General features: G+C 69.6%; 13 protein-coding genes. 8 read left to right on the plus strand and 5 right to left on the minus strand.

The window, feature by feature from the left end; all coding sequences use genetic code 11:
- The first annotated feature begins 302 nt into the window (after positions 1–302).
- The 5 genes from ACILRB_RS08665 (at position 303) to ACILRB_RS08685 (ending at position 4,966) form a co-directional block, all read left to right on the plus strand.
- A complete protein-coding gene (locus tag ACILRB_RS08665; RefSeq protein ID WP_395665892.1) occupies positions 303–626 on the plus strand; it encodes an integration host factor subunit alpha in 324 nt (107 codons plus the stop codon).
- A 195-nt stretch (positions 627–821) separates the two neighbouring features.
- Positions 822–3,026, plus strand: a complete 2,205-nt coding sequence (locus ACILRB_RS08670; RefSeq protein ID WP_395665893.1) for an ABC transporter ATP-binding protein/permease — start codon at positions 822–824, stop codon at positions 3,024–3,026.
- Between the two features lie 37 nt (positions 3,027–3,063).
- Complete coding sequence (locus tag ACILRB_RS08675) at positions 3,064–3,759, plus strand: Crp/Fnr family transcriptional regulator (RefSeq protein WP_395665894.1); 696 nt, start codon at positions 3,064–3,066, stop codon at positions 3,757–3,759.
- A 36-nt stretch (positions 3,760–3,795) separates the two neighbouring features.
- Complete coding sequence (gene cowN / locus ACILRB_RS08680) at positions 3,796–4,068, plus strand: N(2)-fixation sustaining protein CowN (protein WP_395665895.1); 273 nt, start codon at positions 3,796–3,798, stop codon at positions 4,066–4,068.
- Positions 4,069–4,213: 145 nt separating this feature from the next.
- The gene (locus ACILRB_RS08685) at positions 4,214–4,966 is read left to right on the plus strand and encodes a YbaY family lipoprotein (RefSeq protein ID WP_395665896.1); all 753 of its coding nucleotides are present in this window, start codon (positions 4,214–4,216) and stop codon (positions 4,964–4,966) included.
- Positions 4,967–5,077: 111 nt separating this feature from the next.
- On the opposite strand, the gene ACILRB_RS08690 is transcribed toward ACILRB_RS08685, so the two are convergent.
- The 4 genes from ACILRB_RS08690 to hisS form a co-directional block, all read right to left on the minus strand.
- Positions 5,078–5,392: a CU044_2847 family protein gene (locus ACILRB_RS08690; RefSeq protein WP_395665897.1), complete on the minus strand. Its 315-nt coding sequence runs from the start codon at positions 5,390–5,392 to the stop codon at positions 5,078–5,080.
- Between the two features lie 29 nt (positions 5,393–5,421).
- Entirely contained in the window at positions 5,422–6,417 is a 996-nt protein-coding gene (gene hisG, locus ACILRB_RS08695; RefSeq protein ID WP_395665959.1) for an ATP phosphoribosyltransferase, read from the minus strand.
- Between the two features lie 32 nt (positions 6,418–6,449).
- On the minus strand, positions 6,450–7,568 hold the full coding sequence (locus ACILRB_RS08700) for an ATP phosphoribosyltransferase regulatory subunit (RefSeq protein ID WP_395665898.1): 1,119 nt from the start codon (positions 7,566–7,568) through the stop codon (positions 6,450–6,452).
- Between the two features lie 106 nt (positions 7,569–7,674).
- Positions 7,675–9,180 (minus strand): histidine--tRNA ligase, encoded by a 1,506-nt coding sequence (gene hisS / locus ACILRB_RS08705; protein ID WP_395665899.1) that lies wholly within the window; start codon positions 9,178–9,180, stop codon positions 7,675–7,677.
- 156 nt (positions 9,181–9,336) lie between these two features.
- Between hisS and ACILRB_RS08710 the strand changes: the two genes are divergently transcribed.
- Both ACILRB_RS08710 and ACILRB_RS08715 read left to right on the plus strand, forming a co-directional pair.
- Entirely contained in the window at positions 9,337–10,212 is an 876-nt protein-coding gene (locus ACILRB_RS08710; protein ID WP_395665900.1) for a DUF2076 domain-containing protein, read from the plus strand.
- Between the two features lie 164 nt (positions 10,213–10,376).
- Complete coding sequence (locus ACILRB_RS08715; protein WP_395665901.1) at positions 10,377–11,414, plus strand: zinc-dependent alcohol dehydrogenase family protein; 1,038 nt, start codon at positions 10,377–10,379, stop codon at positions 11,412–11,414.
- A gap of 95 nt (positions 11,415–11,509) precedes the next feature.
- Here ACILRB_RS08715 and ACILRB_RS08720 read toward each other — a convergent pair whose 3' ends face one another.
- Entirely contained in the window at positions 11,510–12,760 is a 1,251-nt protein-coding gene (locus ACILRB_RS08720) for a glycosyltransferase (RefSeq protein ID WP_395665902.1), read from the minus strand.
- Positions 12,761–13,441: 681 nt separating this feature from the next.
- Here ACILRB_RS08720 and ACILRB_RS08725 point away from each other — a divergent pair.
- Positions 13,442–14,887 carry a DEAD/DEAH box helicase gene (locus ACILRB_RS08725; protein ID WP_395665903.1) on the plus strand — a complete coding sequence of 482 codons (1,446 nt, stop codon included), beginning with the start codon at positions 13,442–13,444 and terminating at the stop codon, positions 14,885–14,887.
- Positions 14,888–14,988: the final 101 nt, after the last annotated feature.

The following is a 14,988-nucleotide window of genomic DNA, read 5'->3' on the forward strand; positions in this document are numbered from 1 at the left end:
TCGCCGGCCTGCTGATCACCACCGAGGCGATCATCACCGAGCAGCCCAAGAAGGACGCCCCCGCGATGCCGGGCGGCGGCGGCATGGGCGGCATGGGCGGCATGGATTTCTGATCCGCGCTCCCGAAACCTTGAAGAAGCCCCGGAGCGATCCGGGGCTTTTTTCGTCCGGGCGGCGATTTCGCGCGCATTTCCCGTCGGGCGTGAAATCGAGGCGCTTCCAAAACTTTGTGGATGTGCTCTAATTCGCGGGGGAGAAAATCAGGGGGGAGTCCGGTGACGACGGCAGCGTCGGAGCCGCGTTTGCGCGCGGCAAGGAGAACGGCCACTCGCGCGGCGCTGCTTGACGCCGTCTACGTCGCCTGCCCAGGGCTTTCGCGCGCCCAGGCGCGCCAGATCTTCGAGATGGCGCTCGAAGAAATCTGCGAGGCGCTGGTGCGCGGCGACAGCGTCAAGCTGCGCTCCTTCGGCCTCTTCTCGGTGCGCGCCAAGCGCGAGCGCGTCGGACGCAATCCGCGCACCGGCGTCGAGGCGCCGATCAAGCCGCGCCGCGTGCTCACCTTCAAGCCGTCGCCCGTGCTGCAGGCCTGGGTCAACGGCGCGCCCGACCCGCACGCCGAAGACTGAGCCCCGCCGCGCTTCCTCACATACAATTAAGATGTGACAGCCGCCTGAAAGCGGCTATAGCCCCTGCGACCAAGCTTCGCCAGCGCGCCCGTCGCCGCTCCGGATTCGGCGGACGCTCTCGAGCCACGCTTTCCCGCATTTTCCCGACGCGAAGTCTGCGGCCTTCGCTGAAAATGCTCTTGCCAGGGACGCTCCATGCGAACACTCGCCGCCGTCGTCGCCGTCTTCGCCCTCTCCGCCGCGGCGGTCGGCTTCCTGCATTTCGACGGGGTGACGCTGTTCCTCGCCGTCGTCTCGCTCATCTGCGCCTTCTGCGCCTGGCGCACGACGGTCACCTCGCCGCTCGCCGGCCCCTTCGCCCGGGCGCTTGGCGAGGCGCGCGCGCCGTGGCTGCGCCGCCTCTCGCGCGGCCTGACCGACGAGACCCCCGAGACCTCGACCTTCCTGCGCATCTTCATCGCCATTTTCGCAGCCGAGACGGTGATCTTCGGCGCCCTCGTGCTCATCGCCAAGATCGGGCTGTGGCCGGCGTCGATGGAGGACTATGTTCCGCCCGAAAGCGTGGCGCTCACCGTCGCCATGTTCGCGATCCTCGTCTACGGCATCTCGTTCTTTCCGGTGGTGCGCGCCATGACGCGCATCGGCGACCGCTATTTCGACGCGATGGGCCTGACCCATGCGCGGATCTGGCCGCTGCCCGCCTTCGCGATCCGGGAGCGCTGGCTCGCGACGGCCATGATCGTGTTTCTGGTCGTGATCAACCAGACGCAGGTCGGCATCAACGTCCGCCTGTCGTTCTTCTCGCGCGACTGGTTCAACGCCATCCAGAACAAGGACGCCGTGACCTTCTGGGCGCAGCTGCTCTGGGTGTTCGTGCCCTGGGCTTTCATCTACATCGCCTCGGCCATCGTCGAATTCGTGGTCGCCTCGACCCTCGTCATCCGCTGGCGGCGCTGGCTCACCGACAATTACGTGTCGCGCTGGCTCGACGGCCACGCCCATTACCGCATGGCCCTCGCCGGCGGCGCCGCCGACAACCCGGACCAGCGCATCGCCGAGGACGTCAACCGCTTCATCAACGGCGGGCAGGAAGGCTATGGCATCTATTCCTTCGCCATCCTGCTGATCGCCAACCTCTCCTCGCTGGTCTCGTTCTCGATCGTGCTGTGGGGGCTTTCGTCCAATTTCACCCTGCCCGGAACCTCGATCCCCGTGCCGGGCTTCCTGTTCTGGGTGGCGCTGATCTACGCCGGCGTCGGCACCTGGGTCACCCATCTCATCGGCCGCTCGCTGGTCTCGCTGTCGTTCCAGCGCCAGCGCTTCGAGGCCGATTTCCGCTTCTCGCTCGCCCGCCTGCGCGAATATGACGAGCAGGTCGCCCTGCTCGACGGCGAATACGCCGAAAAGGCCTCGCTCGGGCGCCGTTTCGGCGCGATCATCGCGAATTATTTCCAGATCGTGCGGGTGCGCAAGAATCTCATCGGCTTCACCGCCTGCTACGGCCAGCTGTCTCCGCTGATCCCCTACATCGTCGCCGCGCCCTTCTATTTCGCCAACAAGATCACGCTGGGCGTGATGACGCAGACGGCGCGCGCCTTCGGCAGCGTCGACAGCGCGCTGACCTTCTTCGTGACCTATTACGTCTCGCTCGCCGACTTCAAGGCGGTGCTCGACCGACTTTCGTCCTTCGACGCCTCGATCGAGGCGGCCCATGGACGCGTCGGCCTGCGCCATGCGCAGACGCACGGGCCGGACGCGCGCGAGATCGTCCTTTCCGACGTGACCCTGCGCCTGCCTGACGGGCGCGCCATCGTCGAGCACGCCGACCTGCGCCTCTCCCGGGGCGAATCGACGCTCCTGACCGGCGCCTCGGGCTCCGGCAAATCGACCCTGTTCCGGGCGCTGTCGGGCGTCTGGCCCTTCGGCGAGGGCCTCGTCACGACGCCCGAAGGCGCGAAGCTGATGCTGCTGCCGCAAAAGCCCTATCTGCCGATCGGCCCGCTGATCGGCGCCGTCACCTATCCGGCGACGCCCGACGCCTATGAGGAAGACGACGTGCGCGCCGCGCTCGCGGCGGTTCAGCTGCCGGGGCTCGCCGACCAGCTGTTCGTCGAGGACAACTGGGGCCATCGCCTTTCAGGCGGCGAACAGCAGCGCCTCGCCGTGGCCCGCGCGCTGCTCGCCAAGCCCGACTGGCTGTTCCTCGACGAGGCGACGGCGGCCATGGACGAGACGCTCGAAGCGGCGATCTATGACGCGCTGGCGCGCAACCTGAAAGACGCGACCATCGTGTCGATCGGCCACCGTTCGAGCCTGCTCGCCATGCATGACCGGCATGTCGAGCTGCGGCCTGCGGGCGACGGCGCCTCGAAACTGTTCGAGGCGACCGTCCCGGCGTGAGGCCGAAGCCCGCACGCCCCGGGCCGGTCGGCCGCGCATGACCGACGCGCGCGGCATGGCCCCCGGCCCCTCATTGCTGTCTTTCCTCGCGAGCGCGGAGGGGGCGCGGCTGCGCGCCCGCTTTGTCGAAAAGACCATGCCGAAAGGCGCGCTGTTCCGCGACCAGGACCGTGCCGACCGCGTCTTCGTCGTGCTGTCCGGGCGGCTGCGCGTCTATCTTGCGACCGAGGACCGCGAGCTCTCGCTCTCCTATCTGACCGAGGGCGACATTTTCTCGACCCATACGCGCGCGCAGCTCGCCGCCGCCGAGGAAAGCCGCCTGCTGCTCGCCGAGCGCGGCGTGCTCGAAGGCGAGCTCGACGCCTGCCCGCCGCTGCGCGCGGCGATCATCCGCGTGCTCGCCCGAACCCTGACGCAGAGCCTGACCGCGATCGAGGACCTCGCCTTCCATGACGTGCGCGGGCGGATCGCGCGGTTTCTGCTGCGCTGCGCCGAACGCGAAGGCGAGGCGCGCGCCGGCCGGATCATCGCGCCCGGCCTCGGCATGGACGAGATCGCCGCCCTGCTCGGCGCGAGCCGCCAGAGCGCCTCGACCGAATTCAACGCGCTGATCCGCGAGGGCGCGCTCGAGCGGCTCGACCGGCGCCGCCTGCGCCTCCTCGACGTGAGAAAATTGCGCGCCGCCGCCGGAAATGTCGCCGAGGCGACAGACCGGGTTCGACGCCGCCCCTAAAGCAAGGGTCCGTCAGCTTTCTGAAGGACCGCCGGAATGGGAAAATTCGACCGCTACGTCAGCTTCGTCAACGCCGACTGGCAGGGCCGCTCGGCCCGGGTGATGGAGGGCCTCATCGCCCATATCGAGGCGCGAGACAGCGCCTTCTGGCCCTATTTCGAGCGCCAGCGCGAACTCGCCCATGCGCGCGGCCTCGACGACCTGCGCGTGTTGCATAATTTCCTGCCGACCCTCAAGGAGCTTCTCGAGGAGCTCGGCGACGCGGCGACGCTCGAACAGCTCGAGGATCTCGAAGAAAACTGCATGTGAGGGCGCGGGCGGCGCGCCTCGCCGGACACGCGCGGTCACGTCCCGGCCGCGGCCGCCCGCGCCAAAAAGGCTGCGATTTACGCTCGGATGCTCTAGTTTGGCCCCGAATCGCCCGGAAGTCGGGCCTTGTCGGGGGCGGGACGGCATGAAGGCGCTTCTGTTTTCGATCGCGGCGCTCGCCGTGGTCATGGCCGGCGGCCCGGCGACGGCCGAGGACGGCGTGATCAGGGGAACGGTCGCCTATCGCGAGCGGATGGCGCTGCCGCCCAACGCGCAGGTCGAGGTCACGCTGGTCGACGTTTCGCGCGCCGACGCGCCGGCCGACGTCGTCGCCCGCGCCGTGTTCGAGGCGCAGGGCCGCCAGTCTCCGATCGCCTTCGAGCTGCCCTATGAGACGGCGGCGATCCAGCCGCGCGCCCGCTATGCGCTCGAAGCCCGCGTCACCATCGACGGCCGCATCGAATTCCGCACCGCCGCCTATCATCCGGCCTTTCCGGCGGGCGGGCGGCCGATCGAGCTCATGCTGCGCCGCGTCCGCATCCGCCCCGAGGCGCTCGCGCCCGAGACGCCGACCGGCCGCTGGCTCGCCGAGCGGATCGCGCCCGGCGCCGTCATCGACCGCGCGCAGACCACGCTCGAACTCACCGCCAGGGGCGGCGTCTCGGGCTCGGGCGGCTGCAACCGCTATTTCGGCAAGGCCGAGATCGACGGCGACAGGATCCGCTTCGGCAAGCTCGGCTCGACGCAGATGGCCTGTCCGGAGGCGCTCATGGAGCAGGAGCGCCGCTTCTTCGGCGTGCTCGAGGAGGCGCGCAGCTGGATCGTCGATCCGCTGCGCCGCAAGCTCACGCTGTTCGACGCCTCGGGCGCGCCGCTCGCGACGTTCTCGGCGATGTGAGCGGCGGCGCCTCGCGCCTGGGGCGTTTTCAGTAAAAGTTGCAGACTTTTACGTCAAGAAAATGCGTAAAAACAAGATTTTGGAGCGCGTTCACGACTCGATGAACGCGCTCTAGGGCCTGCTCCAGGAGAGACGGATTCTGAACTCCGGCGAGGCGTCCTCGCCGACCACCCACAGGTCGCCCTCGGAGCTGAGCGTCGCGCCGAATTCGACCTCCACGGTCTCGGGCCGGTTGGGCAGCGCGCCGACGGCGCGCTCGAGCGTCGCGGCGATCTCGCCCAGCGCGCCAAAGGCGCCCTCGAGCACGCTGGCGGCGGCGCGGGTCGCGCCGTTCATCAGCCCGCCGTCGGCGACGCCCTCCTCGGGGGCGCCCCCAAACAGCACGATCTGGCCTTCCGAAAAATCGATGATCATGCGTGCGGACATGGCGACCTCCTGTTTCGACGCGCCTCGCCTCAGTCGCCGCGACGCGACGCCGGGCCAAGGCGGGTCAGAAGCTTTTCGTAAAGCGGATTTTCGGCGGAAAACACATAATCGAGCGCCGCGACGCCGACATGACCGGCGCCCCGCGCGATCAGCCAGTCGGCGAGCGCCGCGGCCTGCGCGTGCGGGCAGTTGAGGCAGACCCGCCCATCCTCGGCGCGAAAGCGCAGCCGCGCCGCAAACAGCGTCTGCGCCTCCATGAACAGCGCCGGCGGCGCGCCGGGCAGAAACGCCGTCACCTCGCGCGTCGTGCGCGCCGTCTCTTCGGCGGCGATGCGCGACAGGATCACGCGCGCCCGTTCGAGCGACTCGCGGCTCCAGCGCGCCGGCAGCGAGGCGACGAGATTGGCCTGCGAGCGCAGGATGATCCCGTCGTCGAGAATCTTCAGCGCATTGGCTTCGAGCGTCGCGCCGGTGGTGGTGATGTCGACGATGAGCTCGGCCTGGCCGGCCGCCGGAGCGCCCTCGGTCGCGCCCGAGCTTTCGACGATGCGATAGTCCGACACATGCATTTTGGCGAAAAAGCGCCGGGTCAGGTTGACATATTTGGTCGCGACCCGCATCCGCCGCCCGCGCCGCGCGCGAAACCCGGCCGCGACGTCCTCGAGGTCGGACATCGCGCGCACGTCGATCCAGGCCTGCGGCACGGCGACGACCACATTGGCGAAGCCGAAGCCGAGCGGCGTCAGGAGCGCGAGCCGGTCGTCGGCGTCGGGCACGGATTCGCGCACCAGATCCTCGCCGGTCACGCCGAGATGGACCTGCCCCGAGGCGAGCTGGCTCGTAATGTCGCCGGCCGAAAGAAAGGCGATCTCGACGCCGGGGAGCCCGGCGAGCGCGCCGCGGTAGTCGCGCGCGCCGCGCCCCTTGACGATCTCGAGCCCCGCCCGCGCGAAAAAGGCCGAGGCGTTTTCCTGCAGCCGCCCCTTGGACGGCACGGCGAGGACGAGCGTGCCCGCCTCGTTCATGCCGGCGCTCCTGCCGGCGCTCCTGTCCGCGCTCATGGCCGGTCCTCCTGCGTCTGCGCGGGCCGCAGGCCGTCGACCCGGATCGCCGCGCCGACCGCAGGAATCGGCGCGCGCGCGCCGAGCGCCTTCAGGAGCCCGTCGTAGCGGCCGCCGGCGACGACCGGCCTTGCGTCGGGCGCCAGCCCGTCATGCGCCTCGAACACGAAGCCCGTGTAATAGTCGAGGTCACGCGTGAAGCCGGCCTCGAAGACGAGCGAGGCGAGGTCGAGGCCGAGCGCCGCGATGAAGCCGAGCCGCATGTCGAAGGCGTCGAGGCTCGCCGAAAGGTCGAGCCTGGCGTCGGCGGCGAGGCGGCGCATTTCGAGCGAGGCGACGTCAGGGTCGCCCTTGATCTGAAGAAAGCGCTCGACCACGGCGATCTTTTCGCGCGGCGCGCCGGCGCCGGCGTGGGTCGCCGCCTGCTCCAGAAAGCGGTCGGCGATCTCGGCCGCGCTGCGCCCGCCGACCGAGGCGATGCCGGCGATCGAGAGCAGATCTTCGACGAAGGCGCGCGCGCCCTTCATGTCGGCCCCCTGCAACAGCGAGATCACGCCCGAATGGTCGTGCGCGCCGCCGTTTTTCGCGGCGCTGAGGATTTCGGCGACGCTTTTTCCCTGCGCATGGCCGCGCATGATGCGCCGGCGCCATTGCGGACCGAGGTCGAGCGCCTCGATGAGCCGCGCGAACAGCCCGGCGTCGCCGATGCGCACCTTGTGGGCGCCCTCGCCCACGACGCTGGCGGCGTCGAGCGCGAGCGTCAAGATCTCGGCGTCGGCGGCTTCGAGGTCGGGCCGGCCGAAACTCTCGACGCCGGCCTGCACGAATTCGCACTTTTCGCCGGCGGCGTAGCGGAACACCGGCCCGCAATAGGAGAAAGCCGCCGCCTCCCCCGCAAGCTCGGAGGCGAGATAATGCTGCGACACGGGGATGGTGTATTCGGGCCGCAGGCAATATTCGGCGCCCGAAAGGTCGCTCGTCAGATAGAGCTGGCTGCGCAGATCCTCGCCCGAATCGAAGAAGATCGCGGCGGGCTGCAGGATCGACGGCTCGCAGCGCTGATAGCCGGCGTTGGCGAGATGGGCCGCCACGGCGTCGAAGGGATTTTGGGTCACGGCGGGCTCGGGAGACTGGGGCGCTGAGCCCTCGGCGGGCGAAGGCGGTCTGAGACGTCGAGGCTCTCTTAAGGCATGGGCGCGGCGAAGGGAACCGCGCTCCGCCTCAGCCTGCGCGCCGCGCCAGCACCTCGCGCACCGCCTCGACGAGCCGCGCCTCGGGGACTGCGACCTGCGCCCGCGCCCGCATTTCGAGATAATCCGCGCGGTCCTTGTTCATGCCGGCGATCTCGGCCCCGAGCGCGAGGTCGCGGATCATGACCTGCGGCCCTTCGGCGTGCTCGCGCTCGTTCGTGCCCTGGATGACGGCGCAGAGCGAGCCCCGCCGGTCGGCGTATTTGAGCTGCGCGTTCATGCCCGACGCGCCAAGATAAAGCTCGGCCCTGATCCCGGCCGCGCGCAGCTCGCAGACGAAGCGCTGGTAGCGCGCCGTTTCGCCCCTGTCGAGCGCCAGCACCACCACCGGCCCCGCCTGCGCGCCCGACGCGACGACGGGCGAGCCCGCAGCCTTCAGCGCCGCATAAAGCCGCGACACGCCGATCGAGAAGCCGGTCGCGGGCACGTTCTCGGCGCGGAAGCGGCCGACGAGCCCGTCATAGCGCCCGCCGCCGCCGACCGAGCCGAAGCGGACCGGCCTGCCGTCGTCGCCCGGGACTTCAAAGGTCAGCTCGGCCTCGAACACGGGGCCGGTGTAATATTCGAGGCCGCGCACGACGGAGGGGTCGATGCGGATGCGGTCCTCGTATCCGGCGGCGTTAAATAAGGCGGCCATCGCCTCAAGTTCGGCGCGACCCTCCTGCCCGATGGCGCTGTCGCGCAACCTGACGTCGATAGACGCGATATCGTCGCCCGCGTCTTTCGGGCGATCGAGCATGCCGAGCACGCATTCGATTTCCCCAGCGTTCAGCCCCGCGCCTTTCGTGAAATCCCCGCTCTCGTCCCTGCGCCCTGCGCCCAGCAGCAGCGCCACGCCGTCGGCGCCAAATTTGTCAAACTTGTCGATCGCCCGCAGCACGGTCAGCCTGCGCCCGGCGTTTTCCTCTCCGCCAAGGCCGATCGACTCCAGCACGCCGTCGAGCACCTTGCGACTGTTGACCTTGATGACGTAATCGCCGCGCCTAACGCCGAGCGCCTCCAGCGTGTCGGCGGCCATCATGCAGATTTCGGCGTCGGCGGCGACCGAGGCCGAGCCGACCGTGTCGGCGTCGAACTGCATGAACTGGCGGAAGCGCCCCGGCCCCGGCTTCTCGTTGCGAAAAACGTAGCCGGCGCGATAGCTGCGATAGGGTTTCGGCAGCCGGTCGTAATTCTCGGCCACATAGCGGGCGAGCGGCGCGGTGAGGTCGTAGCGCATCGACAGCCAGCTCTCGTCATCGTCCTTGAACGAGAACACGCCTTCGTTCGGGCGGTCGAGGTCGGGCAGGAACTTGCCGAGCGCCTCGGTCAGCTCGATGAACGGCGTCTCCACCGCCTCGAAGCCGTAAAGCTCGTAGACCTCGCGGATTTTAGCCAGCATGCGCTCGGTCGCGGCGATCTCGGCCGGCCCGCGGTCGCCGAATCCGCGCGGCAGCTTCGCGCTAGCGCGCGGTTTTTTCTCGTCAGTCACGCCCATCGTCCGTCGCGCCGGGCTGGCCCGGCCTTTCCAAAATTTAACGCGGCTTTCTACGGGCGGCGGGCGCGGGCCGCAAGCGCGCCCTCTGGCGCGACGCGGGGCGCGCCCTACCTATAAGGCGGCGGCGCGCCGCCTCCTTATCAACCGGAGTAGACCATGTCACCCGAGGAACGCCAGCTGATTCAGGGCCTGTTCGACCGGATCAAGGCCGCCGGCGACGGGCCGCGCGACAGGGAGGCCGAGGCGTATATCGCCGAGGCGGTCAAGGCCGCGCCCCATGCGCCCTATCTTCTCGCCCAGACCACCATCGTTCAGGACCAGGCGCTGCGCGCCGCGAGCGAGCGCCTGCAGCAGCTCGAGGCGCAGGTGCGCGACCTCAACGAGCGCCTGGCGCAGCAGCCGCCGCAGCAGCAGGGCGGCGGATTTCTCAGCGGACTCGGCTCGCTGTTCGGCGGCCAGCCGCAGCAGCCGCCGCAGCAGCAGGCTTGGGGCCGTCGTCCGCCGCAGCAGGGCGGATGGGGCGGCCAGCCGCAGCAGCCTTATGGCCAGCCCTTCGACCGCAACGGCCAGCCGATGGGCGGCCCGGCGGGCGGGCCGTGGGGCCAGCCCCAGGGCGGCCAGATGGGCGGTCCCCAGATGGGCGGTCCTTGGGGCCAGCAGCCCGGCATGATGGGCGGCGGCATGATGGGCCAGCCGGGCGGCGGCGGCTTCCTCAAGGGCGCGCTCGGCGCGGCGGCGGGCGTCGCCGGCGGCGTGCTGCTCGCGGATTCGATCAAGGGGCTGTTCGCCGGCGGGCATGACCCGCATGGCGTCAGCGCCGGCGTCGCCGATGCGGGCGCGGGCGACGCCGGAGCGGCCGACCTCGCCAGCGCGCAGGGCGGCGACACCATCATCAACAATTATTATGGCGACCAGGGGCCGCAGCAGGCGGACGCCGGCGGCTTCTCGACCGGCGGCGACTATCAGAACGCCGACTACGACCCGGGCTATGACGCCGGCTACGACTACGGCGACGATTCGACCGACGTCTAGGCCGACGCATCCAGGCCGCCCGCGCCGCCCGGGTCCCTGATCCGGGCGGCTTCCTGTGGACGCCCCCGGCGTGCGTCAGGTCCACACCCTTGCGCGAAGTCATGGCCCCGCGCGTCCGCCTCTGGTCGACTGGCGGGGACGCAATCCGGTCGCGGGAGGAACGCATGAAGGCGCTGGTCTATCAGGGTCCGGGCAGGAAGGCGCTCGAGGAGCGGCCGAAGCCGCGCGTCGAGGCGCCGGACGACGCGGTGGTCAGAATCGTCAAGACCACCATCTGCGGCACCGACCTGCATATTCTCAAGGGCGACGTGCCGAGCTGCGCCCCCGGCCGGGTGCTGGGCCATGAAGGCGTCGGGATCGTCGAGGAGGTCGGCCCCGCCGTCGCCATGTTCAGGCCCGGCGACCGCGTGCTGATCTCCTGCATCACCGCCTGCGGGCGCTGCGCCTATTGCCGGCGCGGCATGTTCTCCCATTGCGAAACCGGCGGCTGGATGCTCGGCAACACGATCGACGGGACGCAGGCTGAATATGTGCGCACGCCGCACGCCGATTCGAGCCTCCACCCCATTCCCGAAGGCGCCGACGAGGAGGCGCTCGTGATGCTGAGCGACATCCTGCCGACGGGTTTTGAGTGCGGCGTGCTCAACGGCAAGGTGAAGCCCGGCTCGACCGTCGCCATCGTCGGCGCGGGGCCGATCGGCCTCGCCGCGCTGCTCACCGCGCAATTCTATTCGCCGGCGCGGATCGTCGTGATCGACCTCGACGACAACCGGCTCGAGGTCGCGCGCCGCTTCGGCGCGACCGACGCCGTCAACAGCCGCGACGGCGGGGCCGCGCAAAAGGTTCTGGAGATGACCGGCGGGGTCGGCGTCGACACGGCGATCGAGGCGGTCGGCGCGCCGGCCACCTTCACGCTCTGCGAGGACATCGTGGCGCCTGGCGGCGTGCTCGCCAATGTCGGCGTGCATGGCGTCAAGGTCGACCTGCACATCGAGCGGCTGTGGGCGCACAACGTCACCATCACGACGGCGCTCGTCGACACCACATCGACCCCCATGCTGCTCAAGACCGTCGAGGCGAAGAAGCTCGAGCCGGCGAAGCTCGTCACGCATCGCTTCGGGCTCGACGACATTCTCGAAGCCTATGACACGTTTGGCCGCGCCGCCGAGACGCGGGCGCTCAAGGTGGTGATTTCGCCTTAGGCGTTTTCAGCGAAGGTCGCAGACGTTCGCTTGAAGACAATGCGCTTCAACAGCGAGCCGAAGCGCGTCGCCGGCGAGCGTCCGCCCGGCGCGCTTCAGGTCGCGGGCGGGCGCTCGCCGGCGAAGGAGAGCAGCACGTCGGCGTAGGCTTCGGCCCCATGCGCGCGCGCGAAATCGGCGGCGAGCGCCGAAGCCCGCGCATGGGCCGAGGGAAGCCTGGCCGCGAGCCGAAGGATCGCCGCGGCGAAGGAGCGCGCGTCATAAGGCGAAAAGATTTCGCCCTCGGCCTCGCCCCTGGCGATCGCCGCCGCAGCGAAGGTGCCCTGCGCCGCGACGACCGGGCGCCCCGCCGCCGCCGATTGCGTGAAGACGCCAGAGCCGCGCAGCCCGAACAGCGCCGGATCGTAAGGCAGCAGCATGGCGTCGACGCGCGCCGTCTCGGCGGCGTAGTCGGCGTCGCTCAGGGCGCCGTCGAGGAGCCGCGCCGCGCCGCTCGCGCGCAGGCGCCGCTCGGCCGCGATGGTCGCGGGCTCCCAGCCGCCGTGCTGGACCTGCACGACGAAATCCGCCTCGAGCTTTTTCGCGCGGCAGAGGTCGAGCGCCTCGGGCAGCAGATGAAAGCCCTTGTCGCATTTGGAATAGCCGAAGAAGCCGAACACGGGCCGCGCCGGAACCGCGCGCGCCGGCGCGACGTCGCCGAAGGGCACGGGCAGGATCGCCGCCTCGACGCCATAGGCCTCGCGGTAGGAGCGGGCGATCTCGACGTTCTCGGCAGAAAAGAACAGGCACTTTCCGGTCAGCGCGCGGGCGCGGCGGAAGGCCCTGGCGTAAATCTTCGGCGCGAGCCGGCCCTTGCGGCCCCAGGGCGTCCAGTCCGGCGCGAACATCAACTGGCAGAGGACGCGCGGCCGCCGTTCGGGCGGCGTCGCGAGCAGGGCCTCGACGAGGCCCGGAAGCTGGTGCTGCGACACGGCCGGCAGCACGACGAGACAGGTTTCGCGCGCGTCGGCCGGAAGCGCCAGAAAATCCTCCCGGAACTCGCGGTTGAGGAGTCGGGCCGAGGCATGTTCGGTCGGCGCGTCCGGATCGAAGCGCCGCATCGCCAGAAAGGCCAGCGCGCGACGCAGCCGCCATTCGTTCGACGAGGCGCCCACGCTTTCATAGAGCGAGCGCCGGAAATGCGCCGTCGCGCCGAGTTCGGCCAGCACCTCGGGGCGCGCGGCGCGCGGCGCGAAGACGCGCCAGCCGACGCCGCGGCGCGTCAGCGCCTCGCCGACCTGGCGGATCAGGCTGTAGCTGTGCTCGCCCTTTCCCAGAAGACCCGGATCGAGGAAACTTATTTTCATCTTCTGTCCGACGCCTTCCCCGCGCCCTGCCGCGCTTTATTCTGCGCTCATCGCGCTTTCCGGGCGGCGCGACTTGCCGGATTTCCGGAGCGGCCGATGCATCCCAATTCACGTGGCGCTGTCAAATCGTTCCAGTCTTTGATATGACCTTTGGCTTATCAAGGCGCTGCGGAGCGCATCGTGTCGCCTCTCGACGCGGCCGCGGCCTTGACCTCGATCAACTCCGTCGCCGCGCTCAAGTCATGCGCTGCGCCGGAACGCCCGCTTCAAGCGCAAATTGAGGACGACGCGCGGCTTACGCGATTCCTTTCGTCAGCATTCAGGACTTTGTCAAATTCCATGAAGTATTGACTCGCCAAAGATCTTCCATGACCGCGAGAGACAAAATCGCGGCGCGCATCGCGCCCGGCGCAGGGGCGCTCCAATATGACGACTTCAAGACCAGTCCGCAGGAGCGTTCTGTAATATCTGCAGCTTGACTTTTGTGCTCCGCCCGCTCATTATGTCGTCATCTGCAAGAAAAGTAGATGCAGGCGTCCCGGTTTCGAGAAGAACAAGCCTTTGTTCTCCTTCATGCGCCGGACCGCTTTTTTTGACGAACCCTCGTGCAGGGCGTCGACCGTTCCCAGCCGCAACCGCCCGATAAAGACGGCGGGACCGGCGCATCTGAAAGATCCCCCTTTGGACGATTTCTCCGGACTCGGCCTCGCCGAGCCGCTTCTCCTCGCCCTGGACAAAATGGGCTTTTCAAAGCCGACGCCGATCCAGGCGCAGGCCATCCCCCATGTCCTTTCCGGCCGCGACCTCGTCGGCATCGCCCAGACCGGCACCGGCAAGACCGCCGCCTTCGCCCTTCCCATTCTCCACAAGCTCGCCGAGAACCGCCAGCAGCCGCCCCGCGGCGGCGCCCGCGTGCTGGTGCTGAGCCCCACCCGCGAGCTCGCGAGCCAGATCGCCGAAAGCTTCCGCAACCTCGGCTCGCAGATGCGGCTTAATGTCGCCGTCATCTTCGGCGGCGTGCCGCATGGCGCGCAGATCCGCGCCCTGCAGCGCGGGCTCGACGTGCTGGTCGCGACCCCCGGCCGCCTCGTCGACCATCTCGACGCCGGCGCCGCGCATCTCGGCAAGACTGAATTCTTCGTCCTCGACGAGGTCGACCAGATGCTCGACCTCGGCTTCGTCAAGTCGATCCGCCGCATCGTCGGGACGCTGCCGCGCGAGCGCCAGAACCTGTTCTTCTCGGCCACCATGCCGACCGAGATCGCCAAGCTCGCCGGCGACCTTCTGAACAATCCGGCGCAGGTTTCCGTCACGCCGGTCGCCAAGACCGCCGACCGCGTGGCGCAGCAGGTGCTGTTCGTCGAGACGCACCGCAAGCGCGACGTGCTCGTCGACCTGTTCGCCGATCCGGCGCTGTCGCGCGCCATCGTCTTCACCCGCACCAAGCGCGGCGCGGACAAGGTCGCCCAGCATCTCGAGGAAGCCGGCGTCGCCGCCGCCGCCATTCATGGCAACAAGAGCCAGAGCCAGCGCGAGCGCTCGCTCGCGGCCTTCCGCTCGGGCCGCGTGCGCGCCCTGGTCGCGACCGACATCGCCGCCCGCGGCATCGACGTCGACGCCGTCACCCACGTCGTCAATTTCGAGCTGCCGGAAGTGCCCGAGGCCTATGTCCACCGCATCGGCCGCACGGCGCGCGCCGGCGCCGAGGGCATCGCCATCTCGCTGTGCGACGGCGCCGAACGCGACCTTCTGCGCAACATCGAGCGGCTGACGCGCCAGCGCGTGCCGTCGGAAGATCGCCGCGCGGCCCCGGGCTCGCCCGAATCGCGCCCGCCGCTGCGCACGCAGCAGCGCCCGCTCGACCAGCGCCGCGCGCCCTCCGCCCCGCCGGCGAGCCGCGTGCAGGAGCGCGGACCGGAACAGCGCGGCCGCGGCGCGCCCAACGGCGCGGCCGGAGGCCATGCGGCGGCCCATGCCGGCGCCCATCATGCCGGCGGCGCCCATCACGCCAACGCCCATGGGCCGGCGGGCCAGCCCGCAGGCCATGCCGGCAGGTCGCGCTTCCCGTCGAACCGGCCGCAGGGCGAGCGCCGCTCCAGCGACCGGCCGGCGCCGCGCCCCGCCTGACGCTGGCCGCGGCCCTGGCCGCGACAGAGCGGCTCATCTGAAAAGGCGCGGCGGCCGCTTCGGCCCCGTGCCTTTTTCATGTCGCGCGCCACCCTGTTTCA

The sequence above is a fragment of the Methylocella sp. genome (genome assembly GCF_044226135.1).
Taxonomy (GTDB): Bacteria; Pseudomonadota; Alphaproteobacteria; order Rhizobiales; family Beijerinckiaceae; genus Methylocapsa.

What these genes read in the sequence shown, in the direction of transcription:
- ACILRB_RS08670 (WP_395665893.1), top strand. Translation starts at nt 822, where the DNA reads ATGCGAACACTCGCCGCCGTCGTCGCCGTCTTCGCCCTCTCCGCCGCG.
- ACILRB_RS08675 (WP_395665894.1), top strand. Translation starts at nt 3,064, where the DNA reads ATGACCGACGCGCGCGGCATGGCCCCCGGCCCCTCATTGCTGTCTTTC.
- cowN (WP_395665895.1), top strand. Translation starts at nt 3,796, where the DNA reads ATGGGAAAATTCGACCGCTACGTCAGCTTCGTCAACGCCGACTGGCAG.
- ACILRB_RS08685 (WP_395665896.1), top strand. Translation starts at nt 4,214, where the DNA reads ATGAAGGCGCTTCTGTTTTCGATCGCGGCGCTCGCCGTGGTCATGGCC.
- ACILRB_RS08690 (WP_395665897.1), bottom strand. Translation starts at nt 5,392, where the DNA reads ATGTCCGCACGCATGATCATCGATTTTTCGGAAGGCCAGATCGTGCTG.
- hisG (WP_395665959.1), bottom strand. Translation starts at nt 6,417, where the DNA reads ATGAACGAGGCGGGCACGCTCGTCCTCGCCGTGCCGTCCAAGGGGCGG.
- hisS (WP_395665899.1), bottom strand. Translation starts at nt 9,180, where the DNA reads ATGGGCGTGACTGACGAGAAAAAACCGCGCGCTAGCGCGAAGCTGCCG.
- ACILRB_RS08710 (WP_395665900.1), top strand. Translation starts at nt 9,337, where the DNA reads ATGTCACCCGAGGAACGCCAGCTGATTCAGGGCCTGTTCGACCGGATC.
- ACILRB_RS08715 (WP_395665901.1), top strand. Translation starts at nt 10,377, where the DNA reads ATGAAGGCGCTGGTCTATCAGGGTCCGGGCAGGAAGGCGCTCGAGGAG.
- ACILRB_RS08720 (WP_395665902.1), bottom strand. Translation starts at nt 12,760, where the DNA reads ATGAAAATAAGTTTCCTCGATCCGGGTCTTCTGGGAAAGGGCGAGCAC.